The 22,345-nt window shown below is 63.7% G+C and carries 17 protein-coding genes and 1 tRNA gene; 4 read left to right on the top strand and 14 right to left on the bottom strand.

The window, feature by feature from the left end; translation table 11 throughout:
- Positions 1–129 precede the first annotated feature (129 nt).
- Positions 130–732 carry a hypothetical protein gene (locus UNPF46_RS12985; RefSeq protein ID WP_142250269.1) on the top strand — a complete coding sequence of 201 codons (603 nt, stop codon included), beginning with the start codon at positions 130–132 and terminating at the stop codon, positions 730–732.
- 30 nt (positions 733–762) lie between these two features.
- On the opposite strand, the gene UNPF46_RS12980 is transcribed toward UNPF46_RS12985, so the two are convergent.
- Positions 763–839: transfer RNA gene (locus UNPF46_RS12980), tRNA-His, on the bottom strand.
- 424 nt (positions 840–1,263) lie between these two features.
- Entirely contained in the window at positions 1,264–1,698 is a 435-nt protein-coding gene (locus UNPF46_RS12975; RefSeq protein WP_100178200.1) for a phasin, read from the bottom strand.
- Between the two features lie 676 nt (positions 1,699–2,374).
- Between UNPF46_RS12975 and UNPF46_RS12970 the strand changes: the two genes are divergently transcribed.
- Positions 2,375–5,809: a PAS domain-containing sensor histidine kinase gene (locus UNPF46_RS12970; RefSeq protein ID WP_181769908.1), complete on the top strand. Its 3,435-nt coding sequence runs from the start codon at positions 2,375–2,377 to the stop codon at positions 5,807–5,809.
- Between the two features lie 133 nt (positions 5,810–5,942).
- On the opposite strand, the gene UNPF46_RS12965 is transcribed toward UNPF46_RS12970, so the two are convergent.
- The 4 genes from UNPF46_RS12965 to UNPF46_RS38535 form a co-directional block, all read right to left on the bottom strand.
- Positions 5,943–7,916, bottom strand: coding sequence for a methyl-accepting chemotaxis protein (locus tag UNPF46_RS12965; RefSeq protein ID WP_142250267.1), 1,974 nt, complete (start codon positions 7,914–7,916; stop codon positions 5,943–5,945).
- Positions 7,917–8,070: 154 nt separating this feature from the next.
- The gene (locus UNPF46_RS12960) at positions 8,071–9,627 is read right to left on the bottom strand and encodes an FAD-dependent oxidoreductase (RefSeq protein ID WP_142250266.1); all 1,557 of its coding nucleotides are present in this window, start codon (positions 9,625–9,627) and stop codon (positions 8,071–8,073) included.
- A gap of 289 nt (positions 9,628–9,916) precedes the next feature.
- Positions 9,917–11,089, bottom strand: coding sequence for a thiolase family protein (locus UNPF46_RS12955; protein WP_142250265.1), 1,173 nt, complete (start codon positions 11,087–11,089; stop codon positions 9,917–9,919).
- Between the two features lie 119 nt (positions 11,090–11,208).
- Positions 11,209–11,682 (bottom strand): GntR family transcriptional regulator, encoded by a 474-nt coding sequence (locus tag UNPF46_RS38535; RefSeq protein WP_283811664.1) that lies wholly within the window; start codon positions 11,680–11,682, stop codon positions 11,209–11,211.
- Positions 11,683–11,923: 241 nt separating this feature from the next.
- On the opposite strand from UNPF46_RS38535, the gene UNPF46_RS12940 reads away from it, so the two are divergent.
- Positions 11,924–12,925, top strand: a complete 1,002-nt coding sequence (locus UNPF46_RS12940) for an alpha/beta hydrolase family protein (protein ID WP_142250263.1) — start codon at positions 11,924–11,926, stop codon at positions 12,923–12,925.
- Between the two features lie 82 nt (positions 12,926–13,007).
- On the opposite strand, the gene UNPF46_RS12935 is transcribed toward UNPF46_RS12940, so the two are convergent.
- Positions 13,008–13,487, bottom strand: coding sequence for a MarR family winged helix-turn-helix transcriptional regulator (locus UNPF46_RS12935; protein WP_100178195.1), 480 nt, complete (start codon positions 13,485–13,487; stop codon positions 13,008–13,010).
- 509 nt (positions 13,488–13,996) lie between these two features.
- On the opposite strand from UNPF46_RS12935, the gene UNPF46_RS12930 reads away from it, so the two are divergent.
- Positions 13,997–15,568 (top strand): porin, encoded by a 1,572-nt coding sequence (locus tag UNPF46_RS12930; RefSeq protein WP_142250262.1) that lies wholly within the window; start codon positions 13,997–13,999, stop codon positions 15,566–15,568.
- Between the two features lie 188 nt (positions 15,569–15,756).
- On the opposite strand, the gene serA is transcribed toward UNPF46_RS12930, so the two are convergent.
- The 7 genes from serA to UNPF46_RS12895 all read right to left on the bottom strand — a co-directional run bounded on the left by serA (position 15,757) and on the right by UNPF46_RS12895 (position 22,136).
- On the bottom strand, positions 15,757–17,346 hold the full coding sequence (gene serA, locus UNPF46_RS12925) for a phosphoglycerate dehydrogenase (protein ID WP_100178193.1): 1,590 nt from the start codon (positions 17,344–17,346) through the stop codon (positions 15,757–15,759).
- A 170-nt stretch (positions 17,347–17,516) separates the two neighbouring features.
- A complete protein-coding gene (locus tag UNPF46_RS12920; RefSeq protein WP_142250261.1) occupies positions 17,517–18,689 on the bottom strand; it encodes a phosphoserine transaminase in 1,173 nt (390 codons plus the stop codon).
- Positions 18,690–18,768: 79 nt separating this feature from the next.
- The gene (locus tag UNPF46_RS12915; protein ID WP_100178191.1) at positions 18,769–18,975 is read right to left on the bottom strand and encodes a hypothetical protein; all 207 of its coding nucleotides are present in this window, start codon (positions 18,973–18,975) and stop codon (positions 18,769–18,771) included.
- 158 nt (positions 18,976–19,133) lie between these two features.
- A complete protein-coding gene (locus UNPF46_RS12910) occupies positions 19,134–19,598 on the bottom strand; it encodes a GNAT family N-acetyltransferase (protein WP_100178190.1) in 465 nt (154 codons plus the stop codon).
- Between the two features lie 16 nt (positions 19,599–19,614).
- Positions 19,615–20,205, bottom strand: coding sequence for a glutathione S-transferase family protein (locus tag UNPF46_RS12905; protein ID WP_142250260.1), 591 nt, complete (start codon positions 20,203–20,205; stop codon positions 19,615–19,617).
- Between the two features lie 71 nt (positions 20,206–20,276).
- Positions 20,277–21,137 carry an outer membrane protein gene (locus UNPF46_RS12900; protein WP_142250259.1) on the bottom strand — a complete coding sequence of 287 codons (861 nt, stop codon included), beginning with the start codon at positions 21,135–21,137 and terminating at the stop codon, positions 20,277–20,279.
- A gap of 168 nt (positions 21,138–21,305) precedes the next feature.
- Positions 21,306–22,136 (bottom strand): outer membrane protein, encoded by an 831-nt coding sequence (locus UNPF46_RS12895; RefSeq protein ID WP_142250258.1) that lies wholly within the window; start codon positions 22,134–22,136, stop codon positions 21,306–21,308.
- Positions 22,137–22,345: the final 209 nt, after the last annotated feature.

The following is a 22,345-nucleotide window of genomic DNA, read 5'->3' as shown; positions in this document are numbered from 1 at the left end:
ATCTTAGGTAATTCCGCAGTGCCGGGACTAGAAGGGATCGGCGCGGAGTGCTGGACGCGCCCCTGATGGGATGCGCGCAACTACAGGTTAGAAAAGCCCGGGAACCATCGAATCGGGTAGAAAAAGGGGATGCCCCCGTTTGAATTGACCCTCGGACACGAGCTGGAAGTCGAGCGGCAGCGCTTCGATAGTGAATGGTTATTCCAATGGCATAACATTCGCTCCGAAAAGCGGATTGTAGACGTTCCTGATTATCGGGGCGGTCGAATAGCATTAGGCGGCCTCAGGTTTGAGGGCCAGCCCCAGTCGATCTATTGGCAGGCGCTGGGGCGATACATGAGCGGCAAGGTCCACGAGGTATTCCAAAGATGGGATCGGGACACCGGCACCTACCCTCCGGTGCTGAGGCGATCGTCGCTAGAAGGAACGGAGAAGCTGCTGCGGCAGTTCGTAGCGGCGTTGATGGAGCGCGCGCACTCGACAGATCAAGCCCTCCGTGGAGAAGGTACCTCAAGGACTGACAAGGCACTAGAAGGCAGCGCCGCGCACAGTCACGCCAACGTCGAAATCCTTCGATTGAAGCAAGCTCACGAGGCTCTATTACCGACTGTCAGCGAGTCTCCTAGCGGAACGAATTTTCGCAGCAGGATAATTGAGGCCTTGAATATTAAGCCGGGCATGTTCGGAATGAACATCGATCTCAAGAAGCTATTTTGGCGAGAGAAGAGATAGATGGAGACTTGGCAAAATCATTGCCCCCGCTGGTACAGTTGGGTGGGCTCGAACCACCGACCTCCTGTTCCACAGACAGGCGCTCTAACCAACTGAGCTACAACTGCATCCTTGCGAGCCGCGCCTTGGGGGCCTGAAAAGGCATTGCCGAGGGGGGCTGGACGGGGCGGAAACTAGGTGCAACGGCCCGGTTTGGCAAGGCCGCAATGCGGTGAAAAAACGGGTGAAATCACCGGTGGTGCGGAGAAATCGCGCTTGATGGCGGGCATCACCGGTTGCGCTCCCCCTCCTCCGCTCGCGGAGGAGCTTACCCGCGTATGCCTCTGACGCTTAGGCCGCTCAAGCTTCCACATCGTCATGGCCGGGCTTGTCCCGGCCATCCACGCCTTCGTGCCGCAGCTGAGAACGTGGATGCCCGGGACAAGCCCGGGCATGACGACCCTCGTGGCTACCAGCATACCCAAGCGCTGGAGGCGACAAAAAACCCGGGCACTGGGCCCGGGTTTCGCGCATTCAAACCTGCCTCGGCGCTCAGGCGGCGGGCGGCATGTACTTGGAGGCGCTGGCCTTGATCGGCTCGGCGGTCTCGGCGGCGACGCGCTGGGTGAGCTCGACCAGCTCCTTGGCCTGGGACTGCAGAGTCTCGAACTGCTTGCGGGTGTGGCCGGTCCACAGCTCCAGCGCTTCCGCCGGCGACTTCAGGCCGAACAGCTGCTGGGCGAAGTCCAGCTGGGCGCTGGTGTTGGCCTTCATGAATTCCACCAGCTTGGCAGTGTACTCGCTCGCGCCCTTGCTGGCGGAGGTGAACACGGCCTCGACCGTGCCGTTGTGGCTCTCGGCCGCGTCCTTGAACTTGGCGTAGTTCTCGCGGGCCTGCGCGGCGCCCTTTTCGGCGAACGCACGCATCTGCTCGGGGACCTCGAACGGAATGATCGAGGCAGAAAACGGATCAGTCGCACCTGTCATGGTCGTCCCTCACGATAATGAAAAAAATGGAGTGAGCCTTCTGGCGCGCCCGCCGGCCAACCGGGGCCTTGTCTTCGCTTTCAAGACTGGCGGGAACGGAGACTGGAAACGCGAAACAAACGAGATGGCTCGCCCAGCGCCCAGTATTATTGCTGCCTATCATGTCAAGATTGTGCAGCGCAACGCGTCAGGGGCGTGCATTGCGAAATTTAATCTCGGTAAGGGTGAGGTTCCCCGGCGGGGGAACCGGGGGTTGAGGGGGGGGGCTGGCGGCCGAAGTCGTGCGACGTAAGTGGTGGCCATCCTCCCCTGGAGGGGGAGGATCGGTTCGCATGAAGCAAAGCGCAATGCGAACCGAGGTGGGGTGACGGTCCCTCCATGGCGCACACTGTGCGAATGGAAAGATCACCCCACCCCGGCTCACATCGCTGACGCGCTGCGAGCCGACCCTCCCCCTCCAGGGGAGGGTAAGAAGCCGCCGCGGATAGACTCCGAATCCCTTGGATGCAGCCGGGCGGCGGCTTGCGGGGGTGGCGGGTTAAGGTTATCGCGGCTTTGGGGACCCTCGCGGAGGGGGACCCGTGGACCTGCGGGCGGACGCGGGCGATACTAACCCTTTCTTAAGGCTGCCATTCCGGCAGCCGCCAGCTTCATGCGTGAGACACAAGCCGGTCGGATGAAGAGTTCGGATTTCCAGTTGCGAGGTGTGGGCGATCCCCGGCTGGCCGTGCATGCGACCTCGCAGCTCGCCACCTGGCTGTGGTCGATCGACGGCGCCCGCGTGCTGTGGGCCAATCCGGTCGGCGCGAGACTGTTCGGCGCCGCGCATGGCGCAGCGCTCGCGGCCAGGATTTTCGGCCCCGCCGACCCCCATCGCCGCCAGGTCGCCCGGCTCGCGCGCCAGCTGCCCGCTGATGGCGCCGTGCGGCTCGAACGTCTGCGCGGCTTCGGCGCCCGGTTCGGCACGCTGATGACCTGCGCCTGCAGCCGGCTCGATTTTGCCGACGGCGGGCACGCGGTGCTCGTTACCGCGATGGACCCGGGCTTGCGCGCCATGCCGCTGATCGAGCGGCTGCATCGCCTGGTGGAAGGCGCCGACATGCCGATGGCGGCGTTCGCGCCCGATGGCCTGTTCGTCGGCGCCAGCGAAGCCGCCCGCACCCTGCTCGGCTTTCGCGATCTCGGCGAGGCCGGGCTCGAACAGGCGCGCAACGATGCGCTGCGCGAGGGCCGTGCCGAGATGGGAATCGGGATCGGCCAGATGGTGCTGCAACGGGTCGGCCGGGGCGCCGATATCGGCCTGATCGCGCTGATCGAGCCGGCCGCCGCCGCCCAGGCAAAGCCCGCCGACGCCGTGCCCGAGAGCACCGCGGATGATGTGCGCGAGGCGCCGGCCGAGCCCGCACAGCAAGCCGTGATCGTGCCGAGCGAGCCGCCACCACCGCAGGACGGATCGGCCGGAATCGCAATGTTCGATGCGTTCGCCGAGCCGGCTGAAGCAACCGGGACGCTCGCGCCCGAAGCGCAGGACAGTGCGACGGTCGAGCGCGCGACCGGGGAGCCTGTGGAAGAGCCCGTTCGCGAAACCGCTCACGAGCCGCCCGGCGAGAGCACCGCCAGCGCGGCAAAGACTCCGGTTGAAAACCCGCATCCAGCCATCGTGTCGCCGCAGGCGGCGCCGATCACGCCCCCCATGGTCGAGCCGCCGTCGGGTCCCGCAGAACCGCCCGCACCGCGTCAGCATCCGCTGCGTTTCCTCTGGCAGGTGGATGAAGAGGGCCGCTTTGTGCTGCTCTCCGACGAGTTCATCCACCTGATCGGCGCACACACCGCGGCCGGCTTCGGCCGCCCCTGGCACGAGATCGCTGCAAGCTTCTCGCTCGATCCCGATGGCCGCGTGGCGCAGGCGCTGGCCAGCCACGACACCTGGGCCGGCATCACCGTGAACTGGCCGGCCGACGGCGGCGAGCATCTGCCGGTCGAGCTTGCGGGTCTGCCGGTCTACGACCAGTCGCGCAATTTCGCCGGCTTCAAGGGCTTTGGCGTCTGTCGCGATCTCGACGCGCTCAACCGGCTCGATGCGCTCAGGCGCTTCGCGCTGTCCGCGGAGCCGCCGGCGCAGCACGATCCGTCCGCCGATGTGGTCGAGGCTGAGCCCGAGCCGGTGGTGGAGGCGCTGCCTCCGCCGATCGAGCCGCCTGAAGCCGAACCTTCGCCCGAGCCCACAGCCGAAACATCCGAACCCACCAGCGACGCGAATTCACACCCAACCGAGCCGGACACACCAGTGGAAACGCCCGTCGAAACCCCTCTCAATGTCGTGCCGTTCCGCCCGCACGGCGATGCCAGGTCACTCAGTGATCAGAGATCGCCGACGCTGACGCCGGTCGAGAACAGCGCGTTCAACGAGCTCGCCCGGCAATTGTCCGAACGGCTGGAGCGCGAGCGCGAGACGATCGCGGCCGATGGCGCCGAGCCCGCGGCGGAGATCGAGCCCCCGGCGCCCGAGCCCGCGCCGCCGCAGGCCGCGGCCGAATGGCTGGCCGAGCCCGCCCCGCCGCCACGCGGGATGAGCGCGCGCGACCGCACGCTGCTCGATCTGTTGCCGACCGGCATCCTGATCTATCGGCTCGACCGCCTGCTCTACGCCAACCCCGCCTTCCTCGCCCGCATGGGCCATGCCAGCATCAACGCGCTGGAGGATGCCGGCGGGCTGGATGCGCTCTATGTCGAACCGGGCGTGTCCGCGGCGAGCAGCACCTCGCAAGGCGGCACGCCCGTCACGATCAGCGCGACGGTTGCGAACGGCGAGGCGCCGCTTGCGACCACGGACGCGCATCTGCACACGATCGACTGGGACGGCGAGAGCGCGCATGCGCTGATCTGCGCGCTGCCGCAGGCAGCCCCTGTCGTTGCGGCTCCTGCGATCGCACAGACCCTCGTCACCGAGACCGTCGTTGCCGAGTCCCTTCCCTACGCGCCCGAGCTCGAGACCGCGGCCGGCGAAGCGGAGGCGGAAGATCTCGCCGCGATCCTCGACACCACCGCCGAGGGCATCGTCATGTTCGATGCCGAAGGCAACATCCACGCCTGCAACCGCAGCGCCGAGGCGCTGTTCGGCTATGACGGAGAGGCGCTGCTCGAGCAGAACCTGGTGACGCTGTTCGCGCCCGAGAGCCAGCAGATCGTCCTCGACTATCTCGAAAGCCTGAAGAGCCAGGACATTGCCAGCCTGCTCGACCACGGCCGCGAGGTGCTGGGGCGCGAGAAGAAGGGCGGCGTCATTCCGCTCGCGATGATCATGGGCCGCACCCGGCCCGACGGCCCGAACTTCTTCGCCGTGTTCCGCGACCTCTCGCAGTCCAAGAAGGGCGAGAGCGAGCTGACGCAGGCCCGCCGCCTCGTCGACAGCGCGGCCAACGCCAAGGCCGACATGCTGGCGCGGATCAGCCACGAGATCCGCACGCCGCTCAACGCCATCATCGGCTTTGCCGAGGTGATGATCTCCGAACGCTTCGGCACGCTCGGCAACGAGCGTTACGGCGAATACATGAAGGACATCCGCGCCTCCGGCGAACGCGTCATCGCGATCATCGACGATTTGCTGGAGCTGTCGCGGATCGAGACCGGCAAGCTCGACCTGAATTTCGCGAATTTGAACCTCAACGACCTCGTCGAAGCCTGCGTGACGGTGATGCAGCCGCAGGCCAATCGCGAGCGCATCATCATCCGTACCTCGCTCGCGCATGCGCTGCCGCAGGTGACGGTGGACGCGCGCGCGATGCGGCAGATCACCATGAACCTGATCTCGAACTCGATCAGGCTCGCCAGCGCCGGCGGCCAGGTGATCGTCTCGACCGCGATGACCGACCGCGGCGAGATCGCGCTTCGCATCCGCGACACCGGCCATGGCCTTTCCGAGCGCGAGGTTGCCGCCGCGATGGAGCCGTTCCGCACGCCGCCGCCCGGCGATGCCGAAGACAATGCGGCGCTCAGCCTGTCGCTGACGAAGGCGCTGGTCGAAGCCAACCGCGCCCGCTTCAACATCAAGAGCGCGGCCCACGGCACGCTGATCGAAGTGGTGTTTTCGCCTGTCGTGGCGGGGGCGTAGGGGAAGTCGCTCAAGCCGTCATTCCGGGGCGCGCCTCTTGGCGCGAGCCCGGAATCCATCGGCCCGCAGCAATGGTGGTGCAATGGATTCCGGGCTCGTCGCTTCGCGACGCCCCGGAATGACGGCCGAGTGATTATGCCGCCCGCACGGTCTCCAGGAACCTGCTGACCTCGATCTTCAGCCGGTTGCTGTCGTTCGACAAGGACTGCGCCGCGGACAGCACCTGCGAGGAGGCCGATCCCGTCTCGGTCGCGCCCTGGCGCACGCTGGAGATGTTGGCGCTGACCTGCGTGGTGCCGGCCGCGGCATTCTGCACGTTGCGCGAGATCTCGCTGGTCGCGGCGCCCTGCTCTTCCACCGCGGCCGCGATGGTGGAGGAGATCTCGGACAGCCGCTCGATGGTGCCGCCGATGGTCTTGATGGCGCCGACGGAGTCCTGCGTGGCGACCTGGATGCTCGAGATCTGCTGGCCGATGTCGCCGGTCGCCTTCGCGGTCTGCTCGGCCAGGGCCTTCACCTCCGAGGCCACCACGGCAAAGCCGCGCCCGGCCTCGCCGGCGCGCGCGGCCTCGATGGTGGCGTTCAGCGCCAGCAGGTTGGTCTGGCCCGCGATCGCATTGATGAGCTCGACGACGTCGCCGATGCGCGCGGCCGCCTTCGACAATTCGCCGACGCGATCGTTGGTCTGCCCGGCCTGGGTGACGGCCTCGTCGGCGATACGCGCGGACGCCTGCACCTGGCGGCTGATCTCGTTGACGGATGCCGTCAGCTCCTCGGCGGCGGAGGCCACCGACTGGACATTGGTCGCCGCCTCTTCGGACGCGGCCTCGACCAGCGTGGCAAGCTCGGTCGACCGGCCGGCGGTCGTGGTCAGCGACGTCGCCGACGCCTCGAGCTCGTTGGCGGCCGAGGACACGGTCTCGACGATCTCGCCGATCGCGCCTTCGAAATCGTCCGCCATCCGGATCATGTCGGCGCGGCGGCGCTCGGCGGCGAGCTTGTCCTGCCTGATCTTCTCCTCGGCTTCCTCGCGCGCCTTCCGCTCGGCATTGATCTTGAAGGTCTCGACGGCTTGTGCGATCTCGCCGATCTCGTCGGCACGGCCGAGCCCCGGCAGCACGATGGCGAAATTGCCGTTGGCGAGCTCGATCATCGCCGCCCGCATCGCGGTCAGCGGCTTCGACACCGAGCGGCCGATGAAAATGCCGAGGCCAAGCACGGTGGATGCGATCAGCGCGATCGCGACCGTGATCCACCATTGAATGGAATCGCGCTCGGCGTCATTGAGACGATCGGCCTCGACGCGGATCGCCTCAACCGATTTCGAAACCTGCTCGATGACGGGCTCTACCGCCGAGAACGCTTCCGACATCTCCTTGAGTTCGACCGCGAGCTTGAGCGCCGTCTCCATCCACGCCGAGACGTCGCGCTGGTAATCGGAGAGCTTCTGCTTCAGCTCGACCTTGGTGCTGTCAGGAATGGTCGCGATGTCGAGGGCGGCCACGAATTCCGCCGCGCGCTTCCTCATGTCGTCGCGATACTTGGCGTCGCGGCGCAACATGAAATCCTTCTCATGCCGGCGCATCATCAGCATGATCACCTTGAGCTGCGAATTCTGCAGCTCGTCGACCTGGCTCTCGATGCCGTGGACGGAGCCGCGCAAGCGGCCTTCGAGCCCGGACTTCTCGTCGAGGCCAAGCTTCTGCCGTTCCTCGACAACCCCGACGAAGCGCGCCTGATAGGTCTTCAGCGAGGCGTTCATTGCATCTATCCGCGCGGCCAGCTCGGGCTTGCCGAGCGCCGCGATTTTCCCGCGCAACGTCTCGATGTCGGCGGCAACCTCCTTCCCGATCTCGATCTGGCGCTGCGCCTTGGCGGCATCGCTGCGCAGCAGGAAGTCCTTCTCGGCGCGGCGTCCCTCGAGCAGCTCGACGGCGATGCGGCTGTTCAGCTCGAACACCGTGCGCGCGTTCTCGGCGGCGTCGCGATAGACGCTCATCGCGCGTTCGCCATAAAGGTGGATGCCGCCGATCAGGACGACGCCGACGACGCCAATGACGCCGATTGCAGTGATCTTGTGAGTGAGCCTGAGCGAGAAGAGCCGCATCGAGTTGCCAGAGCTGGTGGTGGCCGATGCGGTTAATGAAGCGCGAATGCGTAAAACCTTCCGTTAATTTGCGGGCACGTATGAATACGTGCATTTGTCACAATACTCGCCTTTGTGCACGATGGAGTGCACAACGGCAGTTGCACCGCAACGCTCAGCCGGTGCAAGGCGGGCCGAACCATCGCGAGGCGGCCTCAGCGGCCTCCTTTTCACCGGAGGCGTCGTCACTGGCCCATGCGACAAAGCCATCGGGGCGCAGCAGCGCGGCACTAAGACCCAATCGGTTCCTTGCGTCACCGGCCACGTAGACGATGTGCTCGTTCCAGCGGCCGGCAAGCGCGGCCAGCGACGCACGCACATCGAGGTCCAGCAAGATCCCCTTCGCACGTCTGAGGCGCTCTCCGACCGTCGTCCCGTCACGCAGCTCGAAATCGGGAGCACTGCGGCCGACCAGCGGGTGGCTGCCGCCAAGATCGTAGCGGAGCGACAGGCCACGGACGCGTTCGGCGAAATAGGTCGCGCCGTCGCGGGTCGCGACGAGATCGGCGATGATGCCCCTGAGTGCGCGCGGGCCCGGCGCCGGCTGCATGATCGCGACCTGCGCCCGCGACCAGTCGAGGATCTCAGCGCCGACGGGATGCCGCTCGTGCGAATAGCTATCCAGCAGGCCGGCCGGTGCCGATCCGCGGATGGTCGCCGCCAGCTTCCAGCCGAGATTCATCGCATCGCCGAGACCGAGATTGAGGCCTTGCCCGCCCAGCGGCGAATGGATGTGGGCTGCATCGCCCGCGAGAAGCACGCGCCCCCGGCGATAGCTGGAGGCCTGATGCGCCCGGTCGGTCCAGGTCGCGGCCCGCCGAAGCACCCTGACGGTGACATCGGTGCAGGAGACGCGGCGCAGGACGCTCTGCACATGTTCGCGCGTGAGCGGCGCGGTCCGGTGAAAGGCACCGCCGTCGAAGTCCACCATCGCGATCGTTCCCGGCCGGGCATAAGTGTACATGCCCGCCGGCGTGTCGTTGCGGCCCGCATGGAGCTTCGCGGGGTCGGCGAGCTCGACCTCGATGGAATAGCCGGTGAATTCGGGATCGGTGCCGACGAAGTCGAATCCGCCCATCTTGCGCACCGTGCTGCGGCCGCCGTCGCAACCGACGAGCCAGCGGCCGCGGAAAGTCTCCCCCGCCGCATGCACCGTCACGTCCTCGTCCGAAGCGGCAAAGGCAGTGACGCCAAAGCCGCGCCGGATCTCGGCGCCCAGACTGCATGCACGCGCGGCCAGAACGGTTTCCAGCGTTTGCATGTCGACGGCGACCGCGGCATCGGCCGGCGTCGGCAAGCGCCAGGGCCATTTCGCGGCATCGATGTCATCCTGAAAGAACTGGAGGCCGGCGAAATGACCGGCGGGCCGTCGCGCCTGCTGCATCCAGTGCGCCGCACTCCTGATCGCGCCGGAGCTCGCGCGTTGCGCTGCCACGATCTCGTCCAGCAAGCCGCGCCGGTGAAAGGCTTCGCATGTCGGGATCGACAGGCCACGCAGGCCGAACGGGAGTTGCTTCAGCGCCGAATGCGGATCCTGCGCCTGCTCCAGCACGAGGACCGAGACACCGGCGAGCCGCAGCTCGCACGCGAGAAACAGGCCGACAGGGCCCGCGCCGGCAATAATGACGTCGTGGAAATGCGAGGGTTGAGAAATCGAGAAGTGATCGCGCATGAGACGCTCCTGTGGTCGATGTTCGACCGGAGCGTTCCCAGCGCTTGAGAATCACACGGACGAACAATTGAACGCCCGCATGGCGTCCGCTGTTCGTCGTGGGGATCTCGTGCACGAGGCCAAAGACCAGAGCTTTCGTGACCGAAAGGATTTGGGCTTACCAGACCAAATCTGCCTTTTCCGACGGGGGCTGTATAATTTCCCAGCGAGGGATGCGCAATGAAAAAGGCACGGCGCCCGCGACGCCGTGCCTTTCCCATTCACGTGGCCTTGATCGGCCTGATCTTGCTCAGCTGTAGATCTCGAACAGGCCGGCGCCGCCCTGGCCGCCGCCGATGCACATGGTCACCACGCCCCACTTGGCCTTGCGGCGAGCGCCCTCCTGCAGCAGATGGCCGGTGAGACGGGCGCCGGTCATGCCGAAGGGATGGCCGATCGCGATCGAGCCGCCATTGACGTTGTACTTGGCGGGATCGATGCCGAGCTGGTCGCGGCAATACAGGCACTGGCTGGCGAAGGCCTCGTTGAGCTCCCACAGATCGATGTCGTCGATCTTGAGGCCGGTGCGCTTCAAGAGCTTCGGAATCGCGAACACCGGGCCGATACCCATCTCGTCGGGCTCGCAGCCGGCGGTGGCCCAGGCCACGAAGCGGCCGAGCGGCTTGAGACCGCGCTTCTCGGCGTCCTTGGCTTCCATCAGCACCACCGCGGCGGCGCCGTCCGAGAGCTGGCTGGCATTGCCGGCGGTGACGAACTTGCCCGGGCCCTTGACCGGCTCGAGCTTGGCAAGGCCCTCCAGCGTGGTCTCGGGGCGATTGCATTCGTCGCGGTCGACGACATAGTCGACGATGCTCTCCGCCTTGGTCTGCTTGTCGACGACCTTCATCTTGGTCTTCATCGGGACGATCTCGTCCTTGTACTTGCCGGCCTGCTGCGACGCCGCCATGCGGCGCTGCGATTCCAGCGAGAACTCGTCCTGGTATTCGCGGCTGAGCTTGTAGCGCTCGGCGACGATGTCGGCGGTGTCGATCATCGCCATGAAGATGTCGGGTGCGACCTTGAGCAGTTCAGGATCGATCGATTCCTTCGGCATGCCGCCGCCCGGCATCGAGATGCTCTCGACGCCGCCGGCGACGATGCAGTCGGCGCCGTCGGAGCGGATCGAGTTGGCGGCCATCGCGATGGTCTGCAGGCCCGAGGAGCAGAAGCGGTTCACCGAAACGCCGGCGGTGGTCTTCGGCAGGCCGGCGAGCAGCGCGGCCTGGCGGCCGATGTTCGGCGCGCCATGGGCGCAATTGCCGAGATAGCAGTCCTCGACATAGTCCTTCTCGACGCCGGCGCGATCCACGGCATGCTTGATGGCGTGCGCCGCGAGCGACATCGGCGGCGTGATGTTGAATCCGCCGCGGCCGGATTTCGCCAGGCCGGTGCGCGCATAGGAAACGATGACGGCTTCACGCATTTTCTTGCCTCCCTTGAAGGTTACGTTGATGACAGCTCGGAAGCAGTCTTCGTACACATGGGGACGCAAGGCAACAGAAATAGGCAGCAACAAATACCGCGCTGCGGAACGACCCGATATCATCGCCTGCCGCTCGACAGCCGTATCTTGATAGCTCCGTAGAGTGCGCTGGCGGCAGGCGACAGCGTGTCGTTGCGCCGCCGCACCAGGGCGATCGTGCGGTACAGGACCCGATCGACCAGCGGCACCTCGACCAGGCCGGTCGCGACTGAGGTCGCGTTCATCGCCGCGAGCAGGATTGCCGCGCCGACATTGTCGCTCGCCAGCGCGATCGCGCTCGGCGTGCTCTCGACCACGAAACGGCCTCGCGTCTCCAGCCGCGGCCTTGACGAGCTGCGCTTCGACGATGCGGCGGTTGCCGCTGGCGCCGAGGTTCGAGAAGAGGACGAAATTCCATCAGCTCTGGTGCGATCGCTCGATAGATCCGAGACGAAACAACCGCGGTTGTGATGGAGGACGGCGAGCCCTTGCGAAACCAGAACCTTGAGCGCCTCGCGCACCGGGGTATGGCTAACGCCGAACTCGGCCGCGATCTCGTCCTCTCTCCGCTGCAGATCGCGTCTCGATGAGCGTCGACGATCATCTCCGTACAGCCTACGGCTCGCAGAGCATAAATAGGAAATAGCTCGCTAAAATTGGAAAAGGACCGAACATCTTCGCTCCTCATTTCGGACTATCGCTGAGCTCTAGAGCGCGTTCGACCGAGGTTTCAAATCGAATAGAGAAGGTGGGTCGGCTATGGACGACGATTGGTGGCTACAGGGATCGTTGAGCATGGCGAACGCCAACCTGGCTGCCGTGCGAAACAGCGCTGCTGTGTTTCTTGAGGGGCTGTCGGCTTGCACTTCCGATAGGCGAGAGCGTTGGACTCTCGAGTGGATAACTGTCGGTGATCGATACCATGCATCTGCCGAAGCCGCCTTCGAGAACAACCTGCGAGATTTAGCCATTGAATTATGGCTTTCCGCACTCACTGCATTCGAGGTGGCGAGGCAGCTCGCCTGTTCGGAGAACCCAGCCGGCGTAAATGTTTCCAACGCGATCGAGAGAAGTTTTACTGCCCTAAGGTCTTGTGCACCTCAACGAGTCGAACGGGTCGAGATCGAGCTTTTCGATCGCGTGTATTCCGTCGGCTATTTTTGCCCGACGGCACACCACGAACGACCGGGACCTGTGGCAATTGTTATTAGCGATGAGGAGTCCTCTCCCGAGGCAGTGGTAGCTCGCCTATTACCTGCCGTAAATAATCGTATCTTGTCGCTTATGGTTGTCAGCGGTGAAGATGTATCGAAGCATCGTATGCTCAAACCCGAGGCCTTCTTGGCGATTTGGCTAGACTATTTGCAATGTCGACCGGACGTTGACGCCGACCGAATGGCTGTCGACGGCGAGGGAATGGCCGCAAGTTATGCGACGTGCATAGCCGCATCCGATCGCAGGGTAGCGGCAGCAGTATGCGATGGCGGCCTCTGGGCTTCGCTCCGTCATCGAGCCAACGTGGCCTGGATGACCGGAGTTTGGGATTTGGTCAGCGAGAGCGCGCGAACGTCCCTTCTGCCGTTGGTGCACCGAATTCCGTGCCCAATTTTCATTGTTGTGGGTGGCCGAGCGCCGCTCGACGAGCAAAATGCGCTTGAATTTAAAGCAGGCTGCAAGCTTGCTGGATGGGACTGCTCTGTCGTGGTATCTCAAGTCGCAGGCGAAGTTGAAAACTTCGTTATAAACGACGACCTTACCCTCGACTGGCTCGAACAGAAGCTACAATTACGTCGGTAAGTCCGTCCTTGGACTTGTAGAAGAGCAGCTGGATTGAAAAGCTGTAGTTCTCCCCTAAGTCTGAGAGGTGACGGTTTCTTGCTCAAGCAATATCTATGGCTAGTAGCCGGGATGCCAACCTGCCATTTTTCGCAATAGCCGCTAAGGACACATTTAGCTCCGCCAGGGATTTCTCGTCGAATTCGTTGAACATCGTCGAATTGAGAGCGAGCTTTCTCTTTGCGAGTTTAGCAAGCTCCGTCTTTGCTTTAGCCGTAAGTGACATCAAAACGTAACGCCCGTCGTCTGCACGGGGCTGTCGTGAAAGCAGTCCGCGCTTCTCGAGGCTCTTCGTTTGGTTGGTGACGAATGGCTGATAGAATTGCAATTTCTGCGCGATGTCCACACCTGCGACACCGCGTCCATCATCCAACTCTTCGACCGCCATCAAGATCAACCATTGCGGCTCGGTTATTTGGAGGAGCTCGGCCCAGCTTTTGTGGATCTCCTCTAGGTGCGAGTAAATCTCTCTTATGTTCCAAATGAAGTCCTTGATTGCTCGGTCAGGCTTCTTTTCGGTCATGTCAATTCCGACGTGTAGGGAGGGCGGCCGCGAGGTGTTCTAGCTAGATTCTTCCGGCCCGTCTCCAATGTTTCCAGAGTTCATCGAGATGGCCCATGCTGTCCTTAAGCACCTGCCGGCTCTATTGTTGACAAAAGTACTTAATTATCATAATCACATTGGTGTTTAGGAGCGCTTCTTAAATACCACGCCACTAAACCTCCAAAGAAACCCCCGGGGTGCCCACCGGGGGTTTCTCGCGTTCAAATGCCTATAATTTCCGGATATTTCAGCAAAAGTCGCCGCGTGGCCCATCGGCAACAGGCCGGCAGGGATATGTGCTTATGGAAGATAATTAATTGCGGTAATTAATTTTCGGGATTACGTAGAGTGGGTGCGATGGAGGGGGACACCTCGAAGTCGTTTCCGTTCCGCATCCGGAGATCGGATTCGAGCGGACTGCCAATTGAGGAGGGGCGCGCTTCCAAAGCGTAAGGGCTCCGCCAATACAAACCTGGAGGGTAAAGCAAATGAAGTTGACGAAGAGCCTTTTGCTCGGTTCGGTGGTGGGGCTGGTCGCGGTTGGCGGAGCGCGGGCGGCCGATCTCCCTGTGAAGGCCAAGCCGGTCGAATACGTGAAGATCTGCTCCCTGTACGGTGCGGGTTTCTTTTACATCCCGGGCACCGATACCTGCATCAAGCTGGGCGGTTACCTGCGCGTTGATCTCGCGCTGAACACGAACTCGGACTACAATGGTCAGTTCACCTCGGCCAACGGTGCGCGCAACCGCCTGACGAACTACTACACGATGCGCGCTCGTGAAGATCTCAACATCGACACGCGTACCGCGAGCGAATACGGCGTCATCCGTACCTTCTTCGACGGCGTGTTCTCCTGGACGACCGGCAACTATTCCGGCAGCGGCAGCAGCACCGGCTCCACCGTCTATAGCGGTAACCTGGGCCTCAACACCTCAGGTACGACGGCTTCGCTCGTCGGTTCCTCGGTGAACGGAACCGATGGCAACACCTCGGCCGGCTCGCTCGGCGTGTACTATGCCTTCATCCAGTTCGCCGGCTTCACGATGGGCAAGGCCGTGTCGCAGTTCGATGCACCCTGGACCAATTATCCCGGCAACAACTATGACGGTCTTGTCGGCGGTAGCGGCACGGTCACTGGTGTGACGCAGTTGGCCTACACGGCCGACTTCGGACAGGGCGTGACGGCCGCGCTCTCGGTTGAAGATGCGACCGCCTATTATCAAGCGGGAAATATCAATATGTCCGGCGCCTCTTCGGCTGGGATTCTTGGCGGTTCATACGGCTCCAACGACACCGGCGGTAGCCGTTCGCCGAACCTGACAGCTATGGTCCGCGTCGATCAGGCCTGGGGTCTGTTCCAGGCGTCGGTGGCTGCGCATGACAACCACGTCGCCTATTACGGCGCGACTGAGACGACCGGGCATCCCGACGACAAGTGGGGTTGGGCGATTCAGCTCGCTCTGTCGATCAAGAATATCCCGACCGGTCCGGGTGACGTGATCAACATCTCGGGCGTCTACACCGACGGTGCAACCCGTTACAACTTCCAGAATCTGGCGGGTAGCAGCTACTCGATGTTCGGTAGTTCAAGCAGCGCCTACGGCAGCATCGGCTTTGCTTCTGCCCCGGACACCGTGTTCGTCACTGGGAGCCAGCAGGAAACCGTCAAGACCTGGGGCTTCCGTGGTGCCTACACACACAACTGGAATCCCTCCTGGAACACCGCGCTCTACGGCGCTTACGCTCAAGCCCAGTACGGCACGCTCGCCAAGACCACGATCTGCGGCGCGAATGGCAACGGTGGCGTGTTCGGTTCGCTCGCCGGCGTTACCGGATGTAACCCGGACTTTGCGATTGGCCAGCTGGGTATCATCACCCGCTGGACTCCCGTCAAGAACCTGACGTTCTCGGCGGACCTCGCCTGGACCCATCTCGACCAGAAGTACTCCGGCACAGTAAACGCCTCCGCCTTCGGCGTGCAGGGCAAACCTGCGGCGACCTATGAATTGAAGGACCAGGACACCTTGACTCTGCTCCTGCGCGCTCAGCGCAACTGGTAAGTTCGGTCTAGCGGACCAGACGGAAGAGCCCCGGCGGGAAACCTCCTGGGCTCTTCTTCTGCGGATACCATTTGAATTTCGTCTCAAGAACCCACTCGCGACGCAATCCTGTCGACAATCCGGCGCGGCTTTATGGGTTCGACCGCTGACGCTACCGCAGTAGCGCCAGCGCGTTCCGCCAATAGGCCTCAGAACGTCAGCGCCTTGGCCTGCTTGACCTGCGGCAGGGCCTGCACCTTGGCGAGCAGGTCGGCCGGCACCGCGCCGTCGACCTCGACGAGGGCGATGGCATCGCTGCCGGGCGCGACGCGGCCGAGATGGAAGGTGGCGATGTTGAGCTTGGCGTCGCCGAGCAGGCTTGCGAACCTGCCGATGAAGCCCGGCTTGTCCTCGTTGGTCACGTAGATCATCGACTTGCCGAACTCGGCGTCGACCCGGATGCCCTTGATGTCGACGAGACGCGGCTTGCCGTCGGCATAGACGGTGCCCGAGACCGACCGCTCCTGCCGCTCGGTGGTAACGGTGACGGTGATCAGGCTCTCATAGTCGCTCTGGGCGGCGCGGACGATCTCGTCCACCACCATGCCGCGCTCCTTGGCGATGACGGGCGCGGACACCACGTTGATCTCGCCCAGCATCGGCCGCAGCAGGCCCGACAGCACGGCCGAGGTGATCGCCTTGATCTTCATCTCGGCGACGTGGCCCTCATAGGTGATCTCGACCTTGAGGATGCCGCTCTCGGTGAGCTGGCCGGCGAACGAGCCGAGCTTCTCGGCGAGCGAGATGAACGGCTTCAGCTTCGGCGCTTCTTCCGCCGTGATCGAGGGGAAGTTGACCGCGTTCGAGATCGCGCCCGTGAGCAGGTAGTCCGACATCTGCTCGGCGACCTGAAGCGCGACGTTCTCCTGCGCCTCGGTGGTGGAGGCGCCGAGATGCGGCGTGCAGATCACGTTGGGATGGCCGAACAGGACGTTCTTGGTCGCGGGCTCCTCGACGAAGACGTCGAAGGCGGCGCCGGCGATGTGCTTGGAGTTGAGCGCATCGACCACCGCCTGCTCGTCGACCAGACCGCCGCGGGCGCAGTTGATCAGGCGCACGCCCTTCTTCATCTTGGCGATCGCGGCCGCGTCGATGATGTTCTTGGTCTTCTCGGTGAGCGGCGTGTGCAGCGTGATGAAGTCGGCGCGCTTGAGCAGATCGTCGAGCTCGACCTTCTCGACGCCAATGTCCTTGGCGCGCTCCGGCGACAGGAACGGGTCGAACGCGACCACCTTCATGCGCAGGCCGAGTGCGCGGTCGGCGACGATCGAGCCGATGTTGCCGCAGCCGACGACGCCCAGCACCTTGCCGGTGATCTCGACGCCCATGAAGCGGTTCTTCTCCCACTTGCCGGCCTGGGTCGAGGCGTCGGCCTGCGGGATCTCGCGGGCCAGCGCCAGCATGAGAGTAATCGCGTGCTCGGCAGTCGTGATCGAATTGCCGAACGGCGTGTTCATCACGATGATGCCCTTGGCCGTCGCGGCGGGGATCTCGACATTGTCGACGCCGATGCCGGCGCGGCCGATCACCTTCAGCTTCGCCGCCTTCTCGAGGATCTTGGCGGTCGCCTTGGTCGCGGAGCGGATCGCGAGGCCGTCGTAATTGCCGATGATCTCGGCAAGCTTGTCCTTGTCCTTGCCGAGATTGGGCTGGAAGTCGACCTCGACGCCGCGATCCTTGAAGATCTGCACGGCAGCGGGCGAGAGGGCGTCGGAGATGAGAACTTTGGGCTTGGTCATGGGATGTCTTCCTTCACACCCTCCCCTGGAGGGGGAGGGTCGGCGCGAAGCGCCGGGGTGGGGTGAAGCTGCAACAGAGAGAATCGCCGGTGCGCCGTGTGGAGAGATCACCCCACCCCGCCGCACCTGACGGTGCGTCGACCCTCCCCCTCCAGGGGAGGGTCAGAACATCAGGCTGCCTTGGCGAGCTGCGCCTTGGTCTCGGCGAAGGCCCAGTCGATCCACTGCGTCAGGATCTCGACGTCCTTGGCCTCGACGGTGGCGCCGCACCAGATGCGCAGGCCGGCCGGCGCATCGCGGTAGTAGGCGAAGTCGTAACCGGCGCCTTCCTTTTCGATCAGCGCGACCAGCTTCTTCGAGAACTCCGCCTGGGCGTCGTCCGAGAGCGAGGTGATCGCGGGATCGGTGAACTTCAGGCACACCGAGGTGTTGGAGCGGATCGAAGCGTCCTTGGCCAGGAAGTCGATCCACGGCGTCTTCGCCTTCCAGTCGGCGAGCACCTTGGTGTTGGCGTCGGCACGCGCGATCAGCGCCTTGAGGCCGCCGATCGACTTGGCCCAGTTCAGCGCGTCGAGATAGTCCTCGACGCAGAGCATCGACGGCGTGTTGATGGTCTCGCCGACAAAGATGCCTTCGTTGATCTTGCCGCCCTTGGTCATGCGGAAGATCTTCGGCAGCGGCCAGGCCGGCTTGTAGGTCTCGAGGCGCTCGACGGCGCGGGGCGAGAGGATCAGCATGCCGTGCGCGGCTTCGCCGCCGAGCGCCTTCTGCCAGGAGAAGGTGACGACGTCGAGCTTGGCCCAGTCGAGCGGCTGCGCGAATGCGGCCGAGGTGGCGTCGCAGATGGTCAGGCCTTCGCGGGTCGCACTGATCCAGTCGGCATTCGGCACGCGCACGCCGGAGGTGGTGCCGTTCCAGGTGAAGACGACGTCGCTCTTGGGATCGACCTTGGAGAGGTCGGGGATTTCACCATAGGCTGCGTTGAGCTTGGTGACGTCCTTGAGCTTCAATTCCTTGACGATGTCGCTGACCCAGCCTTCGCCGAAGGATTCCCAGGCGAGTGTGGTGACGGGCCGCGCACCGAGCAGCGACCACAGCGCCATCTCGACCGCCCCGGTATCGGAGGCCGGCACGATGCCGATGCGGTAATCGGCGGGCACTTCAAGCACTTCGCGAGTTAGATCGATCGCGAGCTTGAGCTTGGTCTTGCCGACCTTCGCGCGATGCGAGCGGCCGAGCGCTGCGTCCTTGAGATTTTGGGCGTTCCAGCCGGGGCGCTTGGCGCAGGGGCCGGAGGAGAAATGCGGCACGTTCGGCCGCGAAGCGGGCTTCGCTACAGTCATAGTCTACCCTTCCAGATAGTAAGCCTCCCGTTGGGGGGAGGTGTCCCGCCGCGGCTGATACGGGAAACGGGTAGTTCAGTCAAGGAAGTTCCGGGGCTTCACGCGCGAGTGATGGCGCCTCGGGGGCAATATCCGGTGATTCCACCACGGCAAGCGCATTCAGCAAGTCCGTGGCATCGCTGATCAATTGCGCGGCCCGCCGACGGCTGCCGACTTTCAAAATGCGTTTGTCATTGGCCAGCACGACGTAGTCGTTGCCGACCTTGATGATGGAATAGCTTGTCATCGAAATCCCCGAACCGACCGAGCTCGGTGCCCGACGCTGCCCTAGCACCGTTCGTTCCCCGTTCAACATGAACGACAGCTGGGTAGTTTACCGGCTCTTAACATGAACGAACGCGCGATCCGATTTCGCTGTTCGAGCAACGGGCGCGGGATGCTGGCTCAAAAGCGGACAGTCATACCGACGTGGCTGCCTGTGAATCCGAGCCGCTTGTAGAAGCGTTGCGCGTCGACGCGGCTCGCATGCGTCAGCAGCTCCACGAGATTGCAGCCACGCGCCTTCGCTTCCGTCACCGCCCATTGCACCAACTGCTCGCCGATGCCGCGGCTGCGGCAATCGGTGGCGACACGCACGTCCTCGAGCAGACCGCGCACGCCGCCTTGCGAGCTGATGCCAGCAAGGACGGCGAGTTGCAGGCAGCCGACCACCCTGCCCTCGCTCTCGGCGACGACGAGCGTCAGGTTCGGATCGCGCTCGACGCGCTCGAATGCCGCGTAATAAGGCGCGGGCAGCGGATCCTCGACGCGCTCGCGGGCGCGCCCGAGATGGTCGTCGGCGAGCATCGCCACGATCGCCGGAACGTCCTCGCGGCGCGCGGGACGGATCGAGACGGACTTGTCGTTCATACGGGAAACTCCGGAGTCAGCGTGCCGGCGGCAGACCGAGAATGGCCTCGACTTCGTCAATCCAACGGCGAAGCGAAGCGTACCGGCCGAGATCGAAGCCGCCCTCATGCGCCACGCGGGTATAGGCGAGCAGCGAGATGTCGGCGAGCGATACCGCCTCGCCGGCAAAGAAGCGGCTGCCTGAAAGATGCTGCTCCATGCGGTCCAGTGCCGCATAGCCGCGCTTGACCTTTTCCGGATCGAGCTCGGAGGCGTCCTTGCCGAGATAGACGAGAAGGAAGCGGCACACTGCGATATAGGGCTCGTGGCTGTATTGCTCCCAGAACAGCCATTCGTCCATCTTGGCGGCCGTGAAGGCGTCGCGCGGGACGAGTGCGCTGTCGCGGGCGAGATAGCGGATGATGGCATTGGACTGCGCCAGCGTGCGGCCGTCGTCGAAGGCGACGGTGGGCACCTGGCCGGCACCGTTCATCGCGAGGAATTGCGGCGTGCGGGTCTCGCCCTTGCGGGTGTCGACCTCGATCCACTGATAGGGCAATGCGAGCTTGTCGCACACCCACTTCACCTTCAGGCAATTTCCGGAATTGCTGTCGCCGTAGATCTTCATCGCTCCGCCCCGCTTTGGAGCGACAGAGCATCAGGACGACGCAGCCGTGTCAACCGGCTGCAAACGCGGGCCTAGAATTTGTAACCGGCGCCGACGCGGAAATTGTTCAGGTTGACGGAGATGTTCTTGGCGTTCGAGAAGCCGACATGCTCCCACTCGCCGCGCAGGATCACGCAGTCGAGCAGCGCGTATTCGATACCGATGCCGCCCGTCCATCCATAGATGAAGCTGTTCACGCGCTGCTCGGTCTGCGTCATCGTGCCGGAGCCGATGGTCGTACGCGTCGTGACGCCGGTGTTGGGATCGGTGAAGTCGTCGTACTTCAGATACGACACCGTCGCGAACCTCGACACGTCGGCGCGTCCGATCGCAAGGCCGCCGAACGCATAAGGCATGAAGTCTCCGCCGGACCAACCAATCCGACCTCGGAAGGTCGCATAGTCCTTGAGCTGCAACGCAGCGCCGCCGCCGAGAGTCGTGTTGTAGGTGTAGAGGTGATTGGTCGGCGCGGTTTCACCGGCGATCAACCGCGTCATGGAATCGCTTGCGGTGCTGCCGAGATTGTTCATGTAGCTGTAATTGGCTTCGACGCCCATCACGGCGTCGTAGAATTGCCAGTTGCGGCCGACATAGGCACCGAACCCCGTGGCCTGGACGTGGTTCTTCGGCAACAACGACCACCCTCCAACCGGAGCCTGCAGGATGCTGTCGCGCAGCATGAAATCCGTCATCGATTTCGGCGCGCGACTGAAGTCCATCTCGGCCGTGGCATATCCAAACTGACCGCCGACGTAGAAGCCATCCCAATTGACGGAGGACTTCGACAGACCGTCGGTAAAGCCGCCGCGCAGGATCGGCAGATCCGGCATGTCAGCCGCGTGCGCGGCAGACACCGTCCCCAACATCACCGCCGCCAACAAAAGCCCACGCATCGCAACGCTCCATCGAACTCGAACTTTCGCTCGTGATCATGGCTCGTTAACCTTAACCAATGGTTGCGTCGGGCGCCTTCGTCGCTACTCGCCATGAAAAATACGCAAAGCAAAACGGCGCGGGATGATCCCGCGCCGTTAAGAAGTCCTAACCGATGAGGCTGACGATCAGCCCTTGGTGACCAGCGGCGGCGGCATGTAGGCCGGCGGGCTGTTGAGGTCCCAGCGCACGCCGAGCTTGATGTCGTGCGAGGTGAGCTCCTTGATCTTGATCGAGGTCGGGCCGGAAGCGCTGTTGTCGAACAGGCGGTAGTTACCGGGCGCGGCGTCGCCGAGGTTCATGTAGCTGTAGGCCAGTTCGACGGTGAACCCGGGATTGACCTTGTAGGCAAGACCGGCGTGAGCGGCCCAGGCGAAATTCCACTTACCGTTGTCGGCGAAGTAGGCGACGCTGTTGTTGAGCAGCGGGTTGTAGGACACGCCGTCGTCACGGAAGCCGCTGATCTTGTTGTACGAGCCGCCGACACCGGCACCGATGAACGGGGTGATGCACCACCAGGTGCCGAGGTCGACATAGGCGTTGGCCATCACGACCCACTCGGACTTGCTGCCGCTGTAATTGTTGACGCCGACGAAGCCGGGGCCGACGACGTTGTCGCTGCCGTGCAGGTTGGATTTGCCACGGTACTGGCCGATCACGTCGGCGCGGAACCAGTTGTTGAAGCGATAGCCGACGCCGAGATCGAACAGCCCAGCCGAGTCGAAGCCGAGGCCTTCCGTCGACTTCGAATATCCGGCCGGCAGGGCGCTATCGATGCGCTTGGCGCTCTGATTGGTCATGCCGACGTCACCGCGCAGATACCAGCCGCCGAAATCGGCGGGCGGAGCGGGCGGCGCGTACATCGGAGGGGGCGGGGCGATCGGCATGTCGGCGGCGAACGCCATCGACGAGATCAGGGTTGCCGCACCCGCGGCAAGGAGAGACTTAACGCTACGCATTGGCTTCGTCCTTATGGCCGGTGAGGCTCAATACGATCGCCTCACGTTCTGGAAACTCACGGACGGGACGATGCCATCAAATGTTTAAGCGCCACTTAACCCTAATTTTTAAGGTTGATTTTTTCTGACTGCTCGCGCGGACGGATGGAAAGCGTTGCAAAAACGCATCGCCTCGCGCCAGCAATTGCTAACGATGTGTGAAGCTGCGC

Source organism: Bradyrhizobium sp. UNPF46, from assembly GCF_006658625.1.
GTDB classification, from domain to species: Bacteria; Pseudomonadota; Alphaproteobacteria; order Rhizobiales; family Xanthobacteraceae; genus Bradyrhizobium; species Bradyrhizobium nitroreducens.
This window is presented reverse-complemented; position numbering and strand designations above follow the sequence as displayed.

Bases quoted from the DNA above. Each gene is read 5' to 3' on its own strand.
- UNPF46_RS12935 (WP_100178195.1), bottom strand. From the start codon at position 13,487: ATGACCGAAAAGAAGCCTGACCGAGCAATCAAGGACTTCATTTGGAAC.
- UNPF46_RS12965 (WP_142250267.1), bottom strand. From the start codon at position 7,916: ATGCGGCTCTTCTCGCTCAGGCTCACTCACAAGATCACTGCAATCGGC.
- UNPF46_RS12895 (WP_142250258.1), bottom strand. From the start codon at position 22,136: ATGCGTAGCGTTAAGTCTCTCCTTGCCGCGGGTGCGGCAACCCTGATC.
- UNPF46_RS12975 (WP_100178200.1), bottom strand. From the start codon at position 1,698: ATGACAGGTGCGACTGATCCGTTTTCTGCCTCGATCATTCCGTTCGAG.
- UNPF46_RS12915 (WP_100178191.1), bottom strand. From the start codon at position 18,975: ATGACAAGCTATTCCATCATCAAGGTCGGCAACGACTACGTCGTGCTG.
- UNPF46_RS12960 (WP_142250266.1), bottom strand. From the start codon at position 9,627: ATGCGCGATCACTTCTCGATTTCTCAACCCTCGCATTTCCACGACGTC.
- UNPF46_RS12920 (WP_142250261.1), bottom strand. From the start codon at position 18,689: ATGACTGTAGCGAAGCCCGCTTCGCGGCCGAACGTGCCGCATTTCTCC.
- UNPF46_RS12955 (WP_142250265.1), bottom strand. From the start codon at position 11,089: ATGCGTGAAGCCGTCATCGTTTCCTATGCGCGCACCGGCCTGGCGAAA.
- UNPF46_RS12910 (WP_100178190.1), bottom strand. From the start codon at position 19,598: ATGAACGACAAGTCCGTCTCGATCCGTCCCGCGCGCCGCGAGGACGTT.
- UNPF46_RS12900 (WP_142250259.1), bottom strand. From the start codon at position 21,137: ATGCGTGGGCTTTTGTTGGCGGCGGTGATGTTGGGGACGGTGTCTGCC.
- UNPF46_RS12930 (WP_142250262.1), top strand. From the start codon at position 13,997: ATGAAGTTGACGAAGAGCCTTTTGCTCGGTTCGGTGGTGGGGCTGGTC.
- UNPF46_RS12970 (WP_181769908.1), top strand. From the start codon at position 2,375: ATGAAGAGTTCGGATTTCCAGTTGCGAGGTGTGGGCGATCCCCGGCTG.
- UNPF46_RS12985 (WP_142250269.1), top strand. From the start codon at position 130: ATGCCCCCGTTTGAATTGACCCTCGGACACGAGCTGGAAGTCGAGCGG.
- UNPF46_RS12905 (WP_142250260.1), bottom strand. From the start codon at position 20,205: ATGAAGATCTACGGCGACAGCAATTCCGGAAATTGCCTGAAGGTGAAG.
- serA (WP_100178193.1), bottom strand. From the start codon at position 17,346: ATGACCAAGCCCAAAGTTCTCATCTCCGACGCCCTCTCGCCCGCTGCC.
- UNPF46_RS12940 (WP_142250263.1), top strand. From the start codon at position 11,924: ATGGCGAACGCCAACCTGGCTGCCGTGCGAAACAGCGCTGCTGTGTTT.